Source organism: Streptomyces sp. enrichment culture (assembly GCF_964273145.1).
GTDB lineage: Bacteria > Actinomycetota > Actinomycetes > Streptomycetales > Streptomycetaceae > Streptomyces.
Window position 1 is genome coordinate 850,892 of the sequence record NZ_OZ186873.1, and the last position, 17,398, is coordinate 868,289.

The 17,398-nt window shown below is 74.8% G+C and carries 11 protein-coding genes and 1 pseudogene; 8 read left to right on the forward strand and 4 right to left on the reverse strand.

Annotated features, from left to right (window positions below; translation table 11 throughout):
* The first annotated feature begins 170 nt into the window (after window positions 1-170).
* From ACSU6Z_RS03890 to ACSU6Z_RS03920, 7 genes and pseudogenes are all read left to right on the forward strand, one after another.
* Complete coding sequence (locus ACSU6Z_RS03890; RefSeq protein WP_437042876.1) at window positions 171-1,256, forward strand: S-(hydroxymethyl)mycothiol dehydrogenase; 1,086 nt, start codon at window positions 171-173, stop codon at window positions 1,254-1,256.
* A gap of 288 nt (window positions 1,257-1,544) precedes the next feature.
* Window positions 1,545-4,067, forward strand: a complete 2,523-nt coding sequence (locus ACSU6Z_RS03895; RefSeq protein ID WP_437042878.1) for a GcvT family protein — start codon at window positions 1,545-1,547, stop codon at window positions 4,065-4,067.
* A 179-nt stretch (window positions 4,068-4,246) separates the two neighbouring features.
* The gene (gene solA / locus ACSU6Z_RS03900; protein WP_437042880.1) at window positions 4,247-5,401 is read left to right on the forward strand and encodes an N-methyl-L-tryptophan oxidase; all 1,155 of its coding nucleotides are present in this window, start codon (window positions 4,247-4,249) and stop codon (window positions 5,399-5,401) included.
* A gap of 149 nt (window positions 5,402-5,550) precedes the next feature.
* Window positions 5,551-6,705 carry an aromatic ring-hydroxylating oxygenase subunit alpha gene (locus ACSU6Z_RS03905; protein WP_437042881.1) on the forward strand — a complete coding sequence of 385 codons (1,155 nt, stop codon included), beginning with the start codon at window positions 5,551-5,553 and terminating at the stop codon, window positions 6,703-6,705.
* Window positions 6,698-6,937: a hypothetical protein gene (locus ACSU6Z_RS03910; RefSeq protein WP_437050532.1), complete on the forward strand. Its 240-nt coding sequence runs from the start codon at window positions 6,698-6,700 to the stop codon at window positions 6,935-6,937. The genes ACSU6Z_RS03905 and ACSU6Z_RS03910 overlap by 8 nt, the downstream gene beginning before the upstream one ends.
* Window positions 6,895-7,260 (forward strand): annotated as a pseudogene (locus ACSU6Z_RS03915) (amino acid permease); the annotation flags it as partial. The gene ACSU6Z_RS03910 and the pseudogene ACSU6Z_RS03915, both read left to right, overlap by 43 nt.
* 27 nt (window positions 7,261-7,287) lie before the next feature.
* Window positions 7,288-7,638 carry a GMC oxidoreductase gene (locus ACSU6Z_RS03920; RefSeq protein ID WP_437050170.1) on the forward strand — a complete coding sequence of 117 codons (351 nt, stop codon included), beginning with the start codon at window positions 7,288-7,290 and terminating at the stop codon, window positions 7,636-7,638.
* Here the strand turns inward: ACSU6Z_RS03920 and ACSU6Z_RS03925 are convergent.
* The 4 genes from ACSU6Z_RS03925 to ACSU6Z_RS03940 form a co-directional block, all read right to left on the reverse strand.
* Window positions 7,635-12,272: a hypothetical protein gene (locus ACSU6Z_RS03925; protein ID WP_437042883.1), complete on the reverse strand. Its 4,638-nt coding sequence runs from the start codon at window positions 12,270-12,272 to the stop codon at window positions 7,635-7,637. The two genes, ACSU6Z_RS03920 and ACSU6Z_RS03925, sit on opposite strands and share 4 nt — an antisense overlap.
* A 60-nt stretch (window positions 12,273-12,332) precedes the next feature.
* The gene (locus ACSU6Z_RS03930) at window positions 12,333-13,217 is read right to left on the reverse strand and encodes a hypothetical protein (protein ID WP_437042885.1); all 885 of its coding nucleotides are present in this window, start codon (window positions 13,215-13,217) and stop codon (window positions 12,333-12,335) included.
* Between the two features lie 97 nt (window positions 13,218-13,314).
* Window positions 13,315-14,841 carry a hypothetical protein gene (locus tag ACSU6Z_RS03935; RefSeq protein ID WP_437042887.1) on the reverse strand — a complete coding sequence of 509 codons (1,527 nt, stop codon included), beginning with the start codon at window positions 14,839-14,841 and terminating at the stop codon, window positions 13,315-13,317.
* Window positions 14,842-14,974: 133 nt separating this feature from the next.
* The gene (locus ACSU6Z_RS03940; protein ID WP_437042888.1) at window positions 14,975-15,673 is read right to left on the reverse strand and encodes a GntR family transcriptional regulator; all 699 of its coding nucleotides are present in this window, start codon (window positions 15,671-15,673) and stop codon (window positions 14,975-14,977) included.
* Between the two features lie 168 nt (window positions 15,674-15,841).
* Between ACSU6Z_RS03940 and ACSU6Z_RS03945 the strand changes: the two genes are divergently transcribed.
* The gene (locus tag ACSU6Z_RS03945; protein ID WP_437042890.1) at window positions 15,842-17,173 is read left to right on the forward strand and encodes an MFS transporter; all 1,332 of its coding nucleotides are present in this window, start codon (window positions 15,842-15,844) and stop codon (window positions 17,171-17,173) included.
* The last annotated feature ends 225 nt before the right edge of the window (window positions 17,174-17,398 follow it).

Genomic DNA, 17,398 nt, shown 5'->3' on the forward strand with positions numbered 1-17,398 from the left:
CCGGCGCGCGGGACCGGTTCCGCACCGTTGTGTGTCCGGTGTGTTTCCTCCCTCCCGTTCCTTTTTCCGAGGGTTAACGCGCGCCTCTTGACGGCCGCTTGACGGCGTTCCCACTATGTTCCTCATCGCGCAACCCATCGTGTATTGCGCAACAGCAGAGGAGCCTGGACGTGCCGCATGAGGTCCGTGCCGTAGTCGCTGTCACCCGTGGAGCACCCGTCGAGGTGCGGACGATCGTCGTCCCCGACCCGGGGCCCGGAGAGGTGCTCGTCACCGTGCAGGCCTGCGGGGTCTGCCATACGGATCTGCACTACCGCCAGGGGGCGGTCACGGACGACTTCCCGTTCCTGCTGGGCCACGAGGCGGCCGGCACGGTCGAGGCGGTCGGCGAAGGGGTCACGGACCTGGTGCCCGGCGACTACGTGGTGCTGGCCTGGCGCGCACCCTGCGGAAGCTGCCGTTCCTGTCGCCGGGGCCGCCCCTGGTACTGCTTCGACTCCCGCAACGCCGCCCAGCCGATGACCCTGGCGGACGGCACCCCGCTCACCAACGCCCTCGGCATCGGCGCCTTCGCCGAGAAGACGCTGGTCGCGGCGGGCCAGGCGGTGAAGGTCGACCCGGCCGCCCGTCCGGAGGCCGCGGGCCTGATCGGCTGCGGGGTGATGGCCGGCTACGGCGCCGCGGTCAACACCGGCAACGTCGGCCGCGGCGACTCGGTCGCCGTCATCGGCTGCGGCGGCGTCGGCAACGCGGCGATCGCCGGGGCCTGCCTGAACGGCGCCATGAAGGTGATCGCCGTCGACGTCGACGACCGGAAGCTGGACCAGGCGGAGAAGTTCGGCGCCACCCACACCGTCAACTCCCGCGGCACCGACCCGGTGGAGGCCGTCCGGGCGCTGACCGACGGTCACGGCGTGGACGTCGCGATCGACGCGGTCGGCCGGCCGGAGACGTTCAAGCAGGCTTTCTACATGCGCGACCACGCGGGCGTGCTGGTCCAAGTGGGCGTTCCGGCCCCGGATATGAGGGTCGAGCTGCCGCTGATCGACGTGTTCTCGCGAGGCGGCGCCGTCAAGTCGTCCTGGTACGGGGACTGTCTGCCGAGCCGGGACTTCCCGTTCCTCGTCGGCCAGTACCTGTACGGGCTGCTGGACCTCAACGCCTTCGTGACGGAGACGATCGCGCTGGACCAGGTGGAGGAGGCGTTCGCCAAGATGCACCGGGGCGAGGTGCTCCGCTCGGTGGTGGTGCTGTGAACTGCGGTGGCGCTTCCGCGGACTTCGGTGTCGGCGGGAGCGCCGGCCGGATGCGGCGGTCACCGCCTCCGGCGCCCCCGGTCCGGGCGGAGGGGTCCCCGCCCGGACCGCGCCGCCCCCGGGGCGTCCCTCCGCGCGCGGCTGCTCACCCCGCCCGGTGACGCGGTCGTGCGCACCGGGCGCGGCCGGGACACCGCGATCGCCGCCCAACGGCCGCACGTGCCCGCCCCCTGATCCCCACCCCGGTCCCCGATCCACTTCGAAGATCCGTCCCCGGCAAGGAGGGGCATGAACAGCACCCCCGAACTGCGGTCCCCGACCCCCCGTTCCTCCCGCTCCTCCCGCGTGGTCGTCATCGGCGCCGGCATCGTCGGCTGCTCCCTCGCCGACGAGCTGACCGCCCGCGGCTGGAACGACGTCACCGTCCTCGAACAGGGGCCGCTGCCCGCGCCCGGCGGCTCCACCTCGCACGCCCCCGGACTCGTCTTCCAGACCAGCCCGTCCCGGACCCTCACCGCGTTCGCCCGGTACACCGTCGAGAAGTTCTCCTCCCTGGAGGCGGACGGCGTCCGCTGCTTCGCCCCGGTCGGCGGCCTGGAGCTGGCCACCACCCCCGAGCGCCTCGCCGACCTGCGCCGCAAGGCGGGCTGGGCCGCCTCCTGGGGCGTGCGCGGCGAGGTCGTCAGCGCCGCGCGCTGCAAGGAACTGTGGCCGCTGATCGACGAGTCGACGGTCCTCGGCGGCTTCCACACCCCCGACGACGGTCTGGCCCGCGCCCTGCCCGCGTGCCGCGCCCAGATGGACCGGGCCGTCGCACGCGGCGCCCGCTTCCTGGACCGCCACACCGTCACCGGCATCGAGCGGGAGGGCGGCCGGGTCACCGGTGTGGTCACCGACCGGGGCGCCTTCCCCGCCGACCACGTCGTCTCGGCGGCCGGCTTCTGGGGTCCGGTCGTCGGCCGCATGGCCGGCGTCGACGTACCCCTCCAGCCGCTGGCGCACCAGTACGCCAGGACCCGGCCGCTGCCGGAGCTGAGCGGCGCCACCGCGGAGGCGTCGAAGCCCATCCTCCGCTTCCAGGACCGCGACCTGTACTTCCGTGAGCACGGCGACCGCATCGGCATCGGCTCGTACGCCCACCGTCCGCTCCCCGTCGACCCGTTCGCGGTGCCGCCGTACGACGAGGCCCGCGCCCGGCGGATGGACATGCCGTCCTCCTACCCCTTCACCGAGGAGGACTGGGCCCCGAGCTGGGAGGACTGCCGCCGCCTGCTCCCGGCCCTGCGCGGCTCCGCCGTCGAGGAGGGCTTCAACGGCGTCTTCTCCTTCACCCCGGACGGCATGCCGGTCCTCGGCGAGTCCTCGGCGCTCAGGGGCTTCTGGCTGGCCGAGGCCGTCTGGGTGACGCACTCCGCGGGCGTGGCGAGGGCCGTCGCCGAGTGGATGGTCGACGGGCGGCCGTCCCTGGACGTGCACGAGTGCGACCTCACGCGGTTCGAGGAAGCCCAGCGTTCACCGGCGTACGTCCGGGAGCGCGGCGCGCAGCAGTTCGCCGAGGTGTACGACGTCCTCCACCCCCTCCAGCCGCCGGAACAACCCCGTCCGCTGCGCGTCAGCCCCTTCCACGCCCGCCAGCAGCAGCTCGGCGCGTACTTCCTGGAGGGCGGCGGCTGGGAGCGCCCGCACTGGTACGAGGCGAACGCCCCGCTCGTCGACGCCCTCGGCCCGCTCCCCGCCCGCGACGCCTGGTCGGCCCGCCACTGGTCCCCCGTCGCGGCGGCGGAGGCGAGGGCGACGCGCGAGGGGGTCGCCCTGTACGACATGACCCCCCTGCGCCGCCTGGAGGTCACCGGCCCGGGCGCCCTCGCCTTCCTCGACCGCATGACCACCAACAACCTCCGCAAGAAGCCCGGCGCGGTCACCTACACCCTCCTCCTCGACGAGACCGGCGGCATCCGCTCCGATCTCACCGTCGCCCGGCTCGCCCCCGACCGCTTCCAGATCGGCGCCAACTCCCCCGCCGACCTCGACTGGCTCCTGCGCCACGCGCCGGGCGGAGGCGGGGGCGGGGAAGTACACATCCGGGACATCACCTCCGGCACCTGCTGCATCGGGGTGTGGGGCCCGCTCGCCCGCGACCTCGTCCAGCCGCTCACCCCCGACGACTTCTCCCACGAGGCGTTCGGCTACTTCCGCGTCAAGCGGACGTACATCGGCCATGTCCCGGTCACGGCGATGCGCCTGTCGTACGTGGGCGAGCTGGGCTGGGAGCTGTACACCACCGCCGACCTGGGCCTGAGGCTCTGGGACACCCTGTGGGAGGCGGGGCGGGAGCTGGGTGCGGTCGCCGCGGGCCGTTCCGCCTTCGACTCGCTGCGGCTGGAGAAGGGGTACCGGGCCTGGGGCGTCGACATGACCGACGAGCACGACCCGTTCGAGGCGGGCGTCGGTTTCGCCGTCCGGATGGACAAGGAGGACTTCACCGGCAAGGCGGCCCTCCGACGGCGCGCCGGCGAGTCCGCGCGACGCCTCACCCCGCTGCTCCTGGACGACCCCGCCGCCGTCGTCCTCGGCAAGGAACCGGTCCACCTCCCCGCTCTCGGTTCCGCTCGGGCGGGAGGCGCCCCCGCCGGTTACGTGACCAGCGCCTCGTACGGCTACACGCTCGGCCGCTGCGTCGCCTACGCCTGGCTGCCGGCCGGGCTGGCCACCGGGACCGGCGTGCACATCGAGTACTTCGGCGAGAAGGTCCCCGCCACGGTCGCCGACGAGCCGCTGTTCGACCCGAAGATGACCCGCATCCGCCGCTAGGCCCTGTCGGGGCCGCCGCTTGAGCCGTGCCGTGGACGCGGGGTCCGGCCCGCGCGTCCACCGCGCCGGTTCCCTCCTCCGCCCCGCGGCCGCGCGCACCGCACCCCGCTCACCGGTGCCGGCCGGCAACGCCGCCCTTCCGCCACCCGCCCCGAACGACAGCCCCCAGGAGGCCCCGCGTGTCCCCCACCTACGACGTCGTCGTCATCGGTCTCGGCGGCATGGGCAGCGCCGCCGCCCACCACCTGTCCGCGCGCGGCGCCCGCGTCCTGGGCCTGGAGAAGTTCGGCCCGGTGCACCAGCGCGGCTCCAGCCACGGCGGCTCCCGCATCACCCGCCAGTCGTACTTCGAGGACCCGGCGTACGTACCGCTGCTGCTGCGCGCCTACGAGCTGTACGAGGACCTGGCACGGGCCACCGGCCGGGAGATCGCCCTGCTGTGCGGCGGCGTGATGGTCGGCCGCCCCGACTCGCGGACCGTGTCCGGCTCGCTGCGCTCGGCCCGGCGGTGGGACCTGCCGCACGAGGTGCTGGACGCCAAGGAGATCCGCCGCCGCTTCCCGACCCTGGCGCCGCGGGACGACGAGGTCGCGCTGTACGAGGAGAAGGCCGGCCTCCTGCGCCCCGAGAACACGGTCGCCGCCCACCTCCAGCTCGCCACCCGGCAGGGCGCCGACCTGCACTTCGACGAACCCATGACCCGCTGGGAGCCGTACCGGGGCGGTGTGCGCGTGCACACCGCCGAGGACACGTACACCGCGGACCGGCTGGTGATCTGCCCCGGCGCCTGGGCGCCGTGGCTGCTCACCGACCTGGGAGTGCCGTTCACCATCGAACGGCAGGTCATGTACTGGTTCCAGCCGACGGGCGGGGTCGGTCCGTTCCTGCCCGAACGCCACCCCGTCTACATCTGGGAGGACGCCGGCGGTACCCAGGTCTACGGCTTCCCGGCCATCGACGGACCGGACCTCGGCGCCAAGGTCGCCTTCTTCCGCAGGGGCCGGGTCACCACCCCGGAGACCATCGACCGGACCGTGCACGACCACGAGGTCAGGGCCATGGCCGAGCACATGGCCGGCTGCATACCCGACCTGCCCGGCACCTTCCTCAAGGCCGCGACCTGCATGTACTCCAACACCCCGGACGAGCACTTCGTCATCGCCCGCCACCCCGCGCACCCCGACTCGGTCACCGTGGCCTGCGGGTTCTCCGGGCACGGTTTCAAATTCGTGCCCGTCGTCGGGGAGATCCTCGCCGACCTGGCCCTGACCGGCACCACCGCCCACCCGATCGGGCTGTTCGACCCGGCCCGCCTGGCCGCAGCGCCCGCCTGAGCCGCCCGCTCCCTGTCCAGAACGGGCCGGCCCCCTTCCGGAAAGGCCCGCTCAGCCGCGGAAACGGTCCACCCGCCTCCCGGGACGGCCCTCCCGCCCTCCCCTTCCCTCCCGCACACACAGCACGCTCGTCCTCCGAGGAGCCCGCCGTGACGACGACCCCCGTCCCCCCCAGCCTGATCGCCACCCTGCCCGGGCACTACTACTGCGATCCGGAGGTCTTCCGGCAGGAGCAGGAACGCATCTTCGAGTCGATGTGGTTCTGTGCCGTCCGCAGCGCCGACCTGGACAAGCCCGGCGCCTTCCGCACCGTCCAGGTAGGCCGTGAGAACGTCATCGTCACCCGCGGCCGCACGGGCGCGCTGCGCGCCTTCCTGAACGTCTGCCGCCACCGCGGGGCCCGGCTGTGCCTGGAGGAGTCCGGCGAGATCCGCCGCGCCCTCCGGTGCCCGTACCACGCCTGGACGTACGACCTGGACGGCAAGCTGATCGCCGCGCCCGGCCTGACCGGGATGCCCGACGTCGACCGCGTGGAGTACGGCCTGGTCGGGGTCGCCCTGCGGGAGTGGCTCGGCTACGCCTGGGTGTGCCTGGCCCCGCAACCGCCCTCCTTCGAGGAGACGGTGATCGGCGCCGCCGTCGAGCGCCTCGGCGACCCGGCCGCGATCGAGCACTACGGAACCGAGGAACTGGCCCTGGGCCGCCGCATCACGTACGACGTGAAGGCGAACTGGAAGCTGATCGTCGAGAACTTCATGGAGTGCTACCACTGCGCGACGATCCACCCCGAACTGACCGACGTGCTCCCGGAGTTCACCGACGGCTACGCCGCCCAGTACTACGTGGGCCACGGCGCCGAGTTCGGCGAGGGCGTCAAGGGCTTCACGGTCGACGGCAGCGAGGGCTTCGACCGGCTGCCGGAGGTCACCGCCGACCAGGACCGCCGCTACTACGCGATCACGGTGAAGCCGACGGTGTTCGTCAACCTCGTGCCCGACCACGTGATCCTGCACCGCATGTTCCCGCTCGCCGAGGACCGTACGGTGGTGGAGTGCGACTGGCTGTACGCGCCGGAGGTCGTGGCGTCCGGCGCGGACGTGTCGAAGTCGGTGGAGCTGTTCCACCGGGTGAACAGCCAGGACTTCGAGGCGTGCGAGCGCACCCAGCCGGCGATGTCCTCCCGCGCGTACCGCAGGGGCGGTGTGCTGGTGCCCACCGAGCACCACATCGGATCGTTCCACGAGTGGCTGCTCGGCAGCCTCGGTGTCAGGCCGCGGCGCGGGACGGGAGGCAGCCGTGCCTGACCTGTCCGTCGACGGCGAGTGGCGCGGCGCCCCGGACGAGCGCACGCGCGGGATCCGCTGCCCCGCCGACGGCTCCCCGGTGGGGGTGGTGGGGATGGTGGACGAGGCGGGCGGCAAGGACGCGGTGGAGGCGGTCGCCGCCCGTCGCGCCTTCGGCACCGGCCCCCGGCCCGCGCCTCCCCCGCCGAACGCGGGCGGGCCATCGTCGCCTCGTTCGTCCTGGGCGGGCTGATCCTGCTGCTGGCGCTGATGAGCGTCTCCGGCCTGAAGGGCGGGGAGCTCCCCGCGGACGGGCTGCAGTACGTCGTACTGGACGTGCTCGGCCCGACGGCCGGCAAGGCGATGCCGTGGTGCGTGCTGATCGCGGTCACGGTGTGCGCGCTGGCCGTGCACACGGCGGCGATCCGGCTGGCGTTCGCGATGGCGCGGGACGACAACCTGCCCGCGTCCTCGCTGCTGGCCCGGGTCAGCCCCCGTTCCCGGACCCCGGTCGTGCCGGCCGTGGTCATCGGGGTGCTGGCGCTGGCGATCCTGGTGGTCAACGTCCGCCAGCCGTCCTCCGTCGCCTACCTGCACCCGGTGATGGGCAAGCGGCCCAACCTGGAGGTGCGGACCGGGGCGCGGGCCAAGCGGCTCGTCCTGGAGGGGCGGCGCTGCGCGGGCGCCGAGCTGGCGCCGGGCCCGGACGTGCGGGACGACGACGAGCTGCTCGACTACATCCGCAGGACCCGCAGCACCGTCTACCACCCGGCCTGCACGGTGAGGATGGGCGCGGACGACGACCCCTCGGCCCCGCTCGACGCGCGGCTGCGGGTCGAGGGGCTCAGGGTCGCCGACGGGTCGGTCATGCCGGACCTGGTCACCGTCAACCCGTGCGTCACCACCATGGCGATCGGCGAGAAGTGCGCGGACCTGATCCGGGCCGCCTGCTAGGAGGGCCGTTTGAACATGCGCGTCGCCGTGATCTCGCTGTGCACGGCGCCCCCCTCCCCGGCCGGGTTCTGCTGCGGCAGTCCCGGCCGGAGGTGCTCCTCCACGCTGATGTACTTCAGGCCGGCCCTGAGGTCGGCGTCGTTGCGCAGCCTGATGACGAGCGGGAACTCGGCGAGCGCGGTGGTGTCGAACAGACCGGTGGTGTACAGCAGCTGCACGCCGAGCGCGTCGGAGACGGCCCGCTGGAGCTCCAGCAGGTACGTCGCGTTGGCGCGGCCGATGGGATTGTCGAGGAACAGCGTGCCGGCGTGCCGGTGCCTGTCGCGGCCCCGGTCGTTGGAGCGCAGGGCGGCCATCGTGCAGTACAGGGCGATGGCGGCGGTGAGCAGCTGGCCGCCGGAGAACACGTCGCCCATCTGCCCGACGGGCACGCGCTCGGCGCGCAGCACGGCGTCCGGCTTGAGGATCTCCACGGCGACGCCCTTGGGCTGCAGGGCCGCCGCCACGCCGCGCAGCAGCAGGGACATGCCGTCGCGCCGCAGGTCGGAGTTCTTCCTCACGGCCGCGCGGGTCGCCTCGTCGACGACCTCGCCGAGCCGCTCGGTCAGCGTGGCCTGGTCGGGTTCCTCGAAGCGGATGCGCAGGAACTCCTGCCCCGACCACTCCCCGAGTCCTTCGGGCAGGCGGGAGAGCCGCTGCGCGGACCTCAGGGTGGCGAGCGCCGACTCGACCAGCCCGCGCAGGCGGTCCACGATCGAGTCCCGGTTCCGCTCCAGCTGCGCCAGCTCGTCGGTGAGGACCCTGAGGCGGGGCGCGAAGGCGTCGGCCCACTTCCGGGCGTGCTCGGGCAGCGCGGAGGCGGGCAGTTCGCGGATCTGCTGCCGGGCCGGGGTGCGGACCTGCTCGTAGCGCGTGGAGTTGGCGTGCCGGACGAGGACGTCACCGGCCTCGCGGACGGCGGCGTCGGCGGCGGACAGGTCGGCGGCACAGCCGCGCAGCGACCGGCGGGCCTCGGCGGCGGACTGCCGGGCCTCCTCCAGGGTGCCCGGGTAGGGTTCGGGCTCGTCCTGCTCCTCCTCGGCGGCCTGTTCGCGCAGCAGGTCGCGGAGCATGGCGGCGATCTCGTCGAAGCCGCCCGCCGCGTCCTCGGCGGCGCGGTGGGCCTCCAGCAGCTCGGCGTGGGCCTCGCGGGCCTGGGTCAGCGCCTCGGTGCGGGAGGCCAGTTCGGCCGTCGCGGTGCGCAGCAGGGCCTGGGCGTGCTCGGCGTCGCGCGGGACCAGCTCCTCGGGCAGCTCGGTGTGCGCCTCGCCGTCCTCGGGCGCGTGCCGCTCGGCCTCGCCGCGCAGTCGTCCGAGCTGCTCGCTGGCGCTGGACATCCGTGTCTCCAGCAGCTGCACCAGCTCCTCCGCGCGGGCGGCGGCGGCCTGCCGGCTGGGTCCGTCGGATCCGTCGGGGGACTCCAGGAGCTGTTCCGCACGGGTGCGGACCTTGTTGCTGAGCCGGTCCAGCTCCGCGCGCGCCGCGCTCTCGTCGCTCTCCGCGCGGGCCTGCTCGGCGCGCAGATCCGCGCCGACGCCGACCTTCTCGTACACCTGGGACGCGGCCCGGTACGCCTCGCGGAGCGCGGGCAGGGACGCCTTCGGCGCCTCGGCGCCGTCCTCGGGTACGTCGTCGGGGGCGCCCGCGATCTCGGAGCGCTCGGCACGCAGCGCACGCGCGGTGCGGCGGGCGTCGTCGGCGGCGCGCTGGGCGGCGCGGCGGTCCTCGTCGGCGGCGCGGGCCCGCTCCAGGCAGACCTGGGCGCGGGCCTCCGCCTCGGCCGCCTCGTCGGCGAGCTCGCGCAGCCGGGCCTGCCAGCCGGCCCGCTCCCGCAACCGGGAGGCGAGCCCGGCGAGGGCGTCGGCGGCGCGGCGGGCCTTCTGCGCGGCCTCCTGCCGTTCGTCGCGCACCCGCACGGCCTCGGCCGCGGCCTCCTCCGCCTCGGCCCGCCCGGTCCGTGCCTCGGCCAGCTCGGCCTCGGTCTCCTCGGCGAAGGCCCGTGCCTCCTCGGCCGCCCGCGCCAGCTCGGCGAGCCGCCCGGCGGGGCACCCTGAGCGCCAGGAGGCGAGCCGGGCGGCCAGCTCCCGGTCCTTGCCGAGCCGTGCGGCGAGGGCGCGGATCTCCTCGTCGCGCCGGGCCGCCCGCGCGCGCAGCGCCTGCCGCTCCTCGTCGGCGGCGTGCTCGTCGTGCATGGCGGGGTTGGGCGGGACGAGGAACACCTCGCCGGTGTCGGCGCCGGGGGGCGGGGTGGGCGCGAGCAGCGCGGCGGCCGTGCCGACGGCGACGGCCGAGCGGGGCAGCAGGGCCGCGTCGCCGAGGACCTCGCGGGCGCGGGCGTGCGAGTCGGGGTCGGTGATGATGACGCCGTCGACCAGCTCCGGGCGGGCGGCCAGCACGCGCGCGTGGTCGGCGGGGTCGACGGACTGGGCGAGGTAGCGCCAGCCGGGCAGCGCGGGGATGCCGTGCTCGCCGAGGAACTCCACGGTGTCCAGCACGTCGGGGCCGGGCGGCAGCAGCCCGCCGTCACCGAGCGCGCCGAGGATGCGGGCGTCGTCGGCGGCGGCGGTGCGCAGGTCGAACAGCTGCCGCTCGGCGGAGGAGACGGCGTCGTCGAGCAGTTCGCGCAGCTCGTCGGCGAACCGGTCGAGTTCCTCGGCGGTGAGGGCGGCGTCGCCGGACCCCGGCGCGGCGGCCGTCGTGCCGTCCCCGTCCCGGCCCCGCCGGGGCTGCGGGATGCCCGGGCGGGTGCCGGCGGCCAGGCCGAGCAGGTCGGCGATCCGCTCCTCCGCCGCCAGCGCCTCGGCGGTGCGCCGCTCGGCCTCCAGGGCGCGGGCGGCGGCGGCCGCCGCGTCGGCCGCGCGGGCGGCCGTCAGTTCGGCGCGGGTCTCGGCGGCGGCGGCCTCGCGCGCGCGCTCGGTGGCCCGGCGGGCCGCCTCGCGGGCCGTGTCCCAGGCTTCGACGGTGCTCTTCTCGGCGTCGCTGGCGGCGAGGGCGGCGCGGGCCGGATCGGCGTCGGGCGCGCTGTCGTCCAGCCAGCCCGCGCGCACGGCCTCGGCGGTCTCCTGCTCGACCTCCGCCAGCCGCTGCCGCAGGTGCCCGGCCTCACTGCGGGCCCGCTGCGCCTCGGTGGCGGCGGCGGTGGAGTCGCGGTAGGCGGCCTCGCCGACCTCCTGGAGGGCCGCGGAGCGCTCCTCCTCCTCGTTGGCGTGCGTCTCGGCCTTCCCGGCCGCCGCGTGCAGGGCGCGCACGAGGTCGACGGCGGCCCGGGCGCGCGCGGCGAGCGCGGGGGCGGCGTCCCGCTCGGCCTCGCGGATCGCGGCGGACACGCGGGCGACGCGGTCGGCGGCGGCGCGGTGGCGCAGCACCGCCTCGGCGGCCTGCCAGGCGGCGTGCAGCGTGCGGGCGTCGGCGAGCTCGCGCTTCTGCGCGGCGGCGGCCTTCTCGGCGGCGGCCAGCGCCAGGGAGGCGTGCCGGTAGGCGAGCTCGGCGGCGATCAGCACGCTGCGCTCGCGGGCCGACTCGGCGTGGGTGACGGCGTACGCGGCGGCGGTGACCCGCTGGGCCAGGTCGGCGGCCCGGGCCCGCTCCCGCATCCCGCGCGCGGAGAGCCGGCGGGCCAGGGTCCGGGTACGGCGCTCGGCGGCGGTGTGGACGTCCCGGGCGCGCGTGCGGGCGTCGGCGGCCTCGACGATCCGGCCGAGCAGGTCCACGGACCCGGCGGTGAAGTCCCGCTCGGCGATCAGCTCGGCGCGCCGGCCCAGCTTGTTGCCGAAGCCGCTGACGAGGTCGGCGAGCCCGTCGGTGTCCCGGGTGTCGGTGACGGCGCGCAGCAGCAGGTCGGTGAAGTCGGAGTCCTTCTTCACCGCGAACAGGCCCGCGGCCTCGCCCTCGTCGGCGTTCATCTCCCGCTGGTAGCGGAAGAGCTCGGGGTCCAGGCCGAGTTCGCCGAGGTGCTCGGTCCAGCGCTCGTGGATCTCCTCCCAGTGCACCTCCAGGTGCGGGTACGCCTTCCCGGCCTCCGTCAGGGCGTCCCGGAAGCCCTTCATGGTGCGCCGCCGCCCCTGCGCCCCCGACTGGCCCTCCGCGGGCGGCCGCAGGGCGGTGGACTCGGCGACGGGCAGGTTGTCCAGGGTGAGTCCGGGGCCGGGCCGGAAGGAGTACCAGGCCTCGGCGAACTTCCGCGGGTCGTTGGAGACCTGGCGTCCGCGCCACTCGCTGACCTTGCCGACGACCACGCACTCGCCGGTCTGCACGTGCTGCCACTCCAGCGCCACGTGCCCGCAATCGTCGGCGAGCAGGAACTTGCGCAGCACGCCGGAGCTGGCGCCGCCGAGGGTGTTGCGGTGGCCCGGCAGCATCACGGAGAAGATCAGCTTCAGCAGGACGGACTTGCCGCCGCCGTTCTCCAGGAAGAGCACGCCGGCGGGCGCGGGCCGGCGCGGCGGGCCGGGGGGCTCCTCCTCGAAGAACTCCGCCTGCGCGGGCGCGGGGTCGGGCACGGGCTCGCCCACGCCCCGCAGGTCAAGCACGGTGTCGGCATAGCGCGCACCGGCGGGCCCGATGGAGTAGAGGCGGACCCGGGACAGCTCGTACATGGCGGACTCTCGTCAGTCTTCGGTCTTGCTCAGTCAGATGGTTCGTCGGGGGCCGGCGGCTCAGGACGAGTGGAACGGCAGCCCGGCGTCGGCCACCAGCTCCAGGTCGTCGCCCTCCTCGGCGGGCAGCAGCGTCGGCGTGCCGTCGGTGACCGGGACGACGCCCAGCTCCAGCAGTTCGGCCATGGCGGCGCTGCCCGCCATGTCGCGCACCTGGAGCTGGTAGCGGGCCGTGGTGCGGTACGTGCCGCCGTTGTCGTCGCCGGTGCGCTGCAGGAACCCGGAGTCGGTGAGGAAGGCGACGGCCTTGCCGACGATGCCGGTGGTCGAGCCGGGGAGCCTGCGGGCGTCCTTGGTGGCGCCGGTCGCGCTGCGTCTGGCCCAGATCCGCCAGGCGGCCTCCAGTCCGGGCGCGTCGGTGGCCGGGTCGGTGTTCTCGCCCTGCTCCGCGGCCCGTTCCTCCAGCCGCCGGCAAGCCTGGCGCACGAAGGCGTCGACGCCGTTGACGGTGACGCGCCCGACGTAGCCGTCGTCGGCGAGGTCCTCGGGGCGGGGGAAGGCCAGGGCGGCGACGGCGAGATGGGCCAGCCCGTGCAGGAAGCGGTCGCCGGAGTCGGCGGCGGCGCGACGCGCGTAGTCGCCCATGCGGACGGCGAACACCGAGTCCTCGGCGGCGGTCACCGCCATGCCCGCGCGCGGGGACACCTCCAGCACGACCAGTCCGAGCCCGGCGGCCACGGCGTCGGCCAGGCGGGCGAAGGGCGGGTCCTCGCGGTAGCGGCGCAGCAGGTCGGCGTACTCCTGGTCGCGCGCGGGCAGCAGCTTGGGCTGGAGGCCGAAGGCGACGAGCCGGGCCGCGTCGGCGGCGTCGGCGGGCGTGACCGTCGTGGACGCCGGTGCGGCGGCACCGGTCTCCGGCTCGCTCCGGTCGACGTGCTCGGTCACGGGCGGTGCTCCTTGCTGCTGTGGTGCTCGTGCGGGTGGTGCGGGTGCGTCCCGGCCCGGTGCGGGGGGCGCGGGGACGCGGGGTGCGGGGCGCTGCTCATGCGGCCTCCGTCCGGTCCGCCGCCATGCCGGCCGCGTCCAGCAGGGCGGTGCCGACGATGAGGTCGGCGCCGCCGAACTCGGGGTCGTCCAGCTCGACGCCGTCGTCCACGGCGAACAGCAGCTTCTCCTCGCCCTGCCGGTAGGCGGTGCCGACGGGCGGGCTGGCCGCGTGGATCGCCAGCAGGGCGACGAGGTACGGCAGCTCGGGATCGCGCCTGCGGGCGTCGGCCAGCAGGCCCGACAGACGGCGCGGCGCGTCGTGCGGCAGGTCGAGCAGCTCCATCGCCGCGGCGAGCTGCTCCTCGCTGAAGCGGCTGTCGTCAGGGGTGGCGATCAGGTCGGGCTCGGGCATCTCGGCACCGAGGTGCTCCCGCTCCACGGGCGGGGTCAGCAGGAGGTCGACGAGGTCGCCGACCCGGACGGAGACCGGGGTGCGCAGCCCGGTGCCGTGCGCGAAGAAGGCGTCGGTGACGCGGAGGGCCTGCTCCACGGGCAGCGGCAGGAGGGGGGCGACGAGGTGGCCGTAGAGGTCCAGGCCCGAGCCGACCGCGGGCGTGGCGAAGGCCTGCCGGTCCTGTTCGGCGCGGAAGAGGGGGCCGGCCTCCAGCAGCCGGGACTGGAGCTGGGTGTGGCGGCGGATGCAGTCCTTGACGATGTCGACGAGTTCGGCGGCGCGGCGCTTGTGCTCGGGGTCCTCGGCCTCGTCGCGGGCCTTGCGGATGTTGGTGAGGATCGCGTTCTCGTGGCGGTAGCGGTCGGCGACGTGGTCGAGCGCCTCGGCGATCATGTCGGGCACGGCGTTGAGCCAGTCCACCGCGCGGACGTTGCGCCGGGTCGCCTCCAGCGCCTTGCGCAGCGTCTCGGAGTACTGCACGGTCCGGTACCGGGCCTGCTCGGCGGCGAGTTGCGCGTCGGCGAGCCGGCCGCGGCTGATCAGCACCTCCAGTTTGACCTCGGCGGCGATCTGGGCGCTGGTGACATCGGTGTCGAGGGCGCCGACGAGGACGTTGACCGCCTCGTCCGTCGTCCGCAGGTAGACGGTGCCGCCGGGGCCGGGGACCTCCTCGATCAGTTTGAAGTCGTAGTCGCGCCGGACGTAGCTGCCGTCCGGGTCGAACGTGCCGTACACCACGCGGAAGCCGCGGTCGGCGCTGCCGACGTTGATCAGGTTCTCCAGGACCCAGCGGGCCACCCGCTCGTGCTCGGCGGCCGGCCGCCGCGGGGCCTGCGCGGCGATGCGCGGAATCAGCCGGGCGACGATCTGCTCGTGGTCGGCGCCCGTGTCGAAGTCCATGTTCAGCGTGACGAGGTCGATGGCGGCGAGGGCGATCTCCGCCATGCCGTACACCGAGTACTCGCCCGCGAGATTGGCCTTGCGCGCGTCGAGGTCGTGCAGCGGCGCGGTGCAGGCGAGCGCGCGCAGCCGCCGCGCCAGTCCCTCGTCGGCGGCCGGGCCCGCGGCAGGGCGCGGCCCCGCGCTGAGCTGGGACGGAACACTCTCCGTCGGTGCAGGCGAAGTCACGGTGCACAGACTAGGTCCTCGGTCTGACAACGGCCCAAACGGCCCGGGCTCGCCCCGGTGCCACCGTGATCGCGCCGGCGTCCGTACGCATGACCGGCCGCCGTCGGCCCGCCGCGCTGCGCCCGCCTCCCCGCTAGCGCGCCTCGTCCCCGACCCGCCGCCGGTACACCTCCACGACCCGCTCCAGCGAGTCGGCGAGGTAGACCGCGAGCAGCCGTTCGGCGGCCTGGCGGTCCCCGGTCTCCAAAGCCCCCAGGATCTGCAGGTTCCGGGCCATGTACGGCTCGTGCAGGCCCCGCGGGTCGTCCACCACGTGGAAGGCGAGGCGCAGTTCGGCGAAGACGCTGCGCATCAGCTCGTCGGTGCGCTCGCTGCCGGCGAGGGCCACCAGCTCCCGGTGGAAGTGGATGTTGGCCGTGCCCACGCCCTTCCAGTCGCCCTCGCGGGCCGCGCGCCGCCCCTCCTCCACGGCGCCGGCGAGCGCGTCCAGGCCGTACGGCGGCTCGCCGAGCCCCCGGACCACGGCGCACTCGACGAGGGCGCGGGTGCGGTAGATGTCCTCGACGTCCTCGACGGTCAGGACCCGGACGAAGACGCCCCGGTTCAGCTCGTGGACGAGCAGGCGTTCGTGGGTGAGCAGCCGGAACGCCTCGCGGAGCGTGTTGCGGGAGACGCCCAGGGCACCGCCGATGCTGTCCTCCGACAGCCGGGTCCCCGGTGGGAAGAAGCCTTCGGCGATCCGGCTGCGGAGGATGTCGGCGACCCGTTCCGCGGTGCTGGTGCGACCCAGGAGGGCGCGGTCGTCGGCCAGTTGGGCCATCGGCTCTGCCATGCCGGAATTCAATCGCAGGACACAAGAACGAGACAACACAAGTATTGAGGGATCGTTGAACGATCCTCTACGGTGCTGTGCACGGCGGCGCCCCCTCACCGCGCCGTCGCCGCCCCGCGCGGACCGGCTCGCGACCCAGCACCCTCCGTCCCCCTCTGCGAGGTGCCCATGAGCTCGACCCCTCCACCGCAGGCACCGACCACCGCCGACGCCCGTCCCGGCACGGGCGAGCCGGGTGGGAACGGCGCCGGGGACGGCGCCTTCGGCTGGCTGCGCGCCCTGGGTCCGCGGGGCCGTCGCGCCTTCGGCGGCGCGTTCGGCGGCTACGCCCTCGACTCGTACGACTACTTCACGCTCCCGCTGAGCATGGTCGCCCTGGCCACGTACTTCGGCCTGGACAGCGGCCAGACCGGCCTGCTCACCACCGTCACCCTGGTGGTCTCCGCGATCGGCGGCGCCCTGGCGGGCGTGCTCGCCGACCGGATCGGCCGGGTCAGGGCCCTGCTGCTGACTGTGATCACGTACGCGGTGTTCACGGTGGCCTGCGGCTTCGCCCCCGACTACGGGACACTGCTGGTTTTCCGGGCCCTGCAGGGCCTCGGCTTCGGCGGCGAGTGGGCGGTCGGCGCGATCCTGGTCGCCGAGTACGCCGGTGCCCGGCACCGGGGCCGCACCCTCGGCGCGGTCCAGAGCGCCTGGGCCGTGGGCTGGGGACTGGCGGTGATCGTGTACACGGCGGTGTTCTCGCTGGCCGGCGACGACCTGGCCTGGCGCGTCATGTTCTGGACCGGTGCCCTCCCCGCGCTGCTGGTGGTGTGGGTGCGGCGCAGCGTGCACGACGCCCCGGAGGCGGCCGCGGCACGCGAGCGAAGTCCGCGGAAGGGCTCGTTCGCGGCGATCTTCACGCCGGGCCGGGCGGGGACACCCGGTCTGCTGCGCACCACGCTCCTCGCCGGGCTGCTGTCCACGGGCGTCCAGGGCGGTTACTACACCCTGGCCACCTGGGTGCCGACGTACCTGAAGAGCGAGCGCGGACTGTCGGTCGTCGGCACCGGCGGCTACCTGACGTTCCTGATCTCGGGCGCCTTCACCGGTTACCTCACCGGCGGCTACCTCACCGACCGGCTGGGGCGGCGGCGCAACATCTGGCTGTTCGCCCTGCTGTCGGCGGTGTGCATCGTGGCGTACGCGAACATCCCGGGCGGCGCCGGCACCCTGCTGCTCGTGCTGGGCTTCCCGCTGGGGTTCTGCATGTCGGCGATCTTCAGCGGCTTCGGCTCGTACCTGGCCGAGCTCTATCCGACGGCCGTGCGCGGCACCGGCCAGGGCTTCACGTACAACGCGGGGCGGGCCGCGGGCGCGGTCTTCCCCACGGCGGTCGGCTTCCTCGCCGGCGGCTGGGGCGTGGGCGGCGCGCTGGTGTTCGGCGCGATCGGCTACGGCCTCGCGGCCCTGGCCCTGCTGGGGCTTCCCGAGACGCGCGGAAAGGAACTGGCGTGAACACCGCGGACGACGACCGCACGCCGGCCGCGGCGGGGGACCGCCCCCTGGTCCTCGCCGACGAGCACGCGCGCGAGCGGAGCCCGGGAACGGCCCGCGCCCGCTTCCGCGAGGGCCTGGCGGACCCCGCGGCGGCGGCCTCCCGCCCGCCGTTCGCGATCACGCGCGCACCGGAGCAGGTGTTCCTCACCGACGTCCGCGACGCGCAGTACCGCGCGGCCCGAC

What these genes read in the sequence shown, in the direction of transcription:
- ACSU6Z_RS03895 (WP_437042878.1), top strand. Translation starts at nt 1,545, where the DNA reads ATGAACAGCACCCCCGAACTGCGGTCCCCGACCCCCCGTTCCTCCCGC.
- ACSU6Z_RS03920 (WP_437050170.1), top strand. Translation starts at nt 7,288, where the DNA reads ATGGGCAAGCGGCCCAACCTGGAGGTGCGGACCGGGGCGCGGGCCAAG.
- ACSU6Z_RS03925 (WP_437042883.1), bottom strand. Translation starts at nt 12,272, where the DNA reads ATGTACGAGCTGTCCCGGGTCCGCCTCTACTCCATCGGGCCCGCCGGT.
- ACSU6Z_RS03940 (WP_437042888.1), bottom strand. Translation starts at nt 15,673, where the DNA reads ATGGCAGAGCCGATGGCCCAACTGGCCGACGACCGCGCCCTCCTGGGT.
- ACSU6Z_RS03945 (WP_437042890.1), top strand. Translation starts at nt 15,842, where the DNA reads ATGAGCTCGACCCCTCCACCGCAGGCACCGACCACCGCCGACGCCCGT.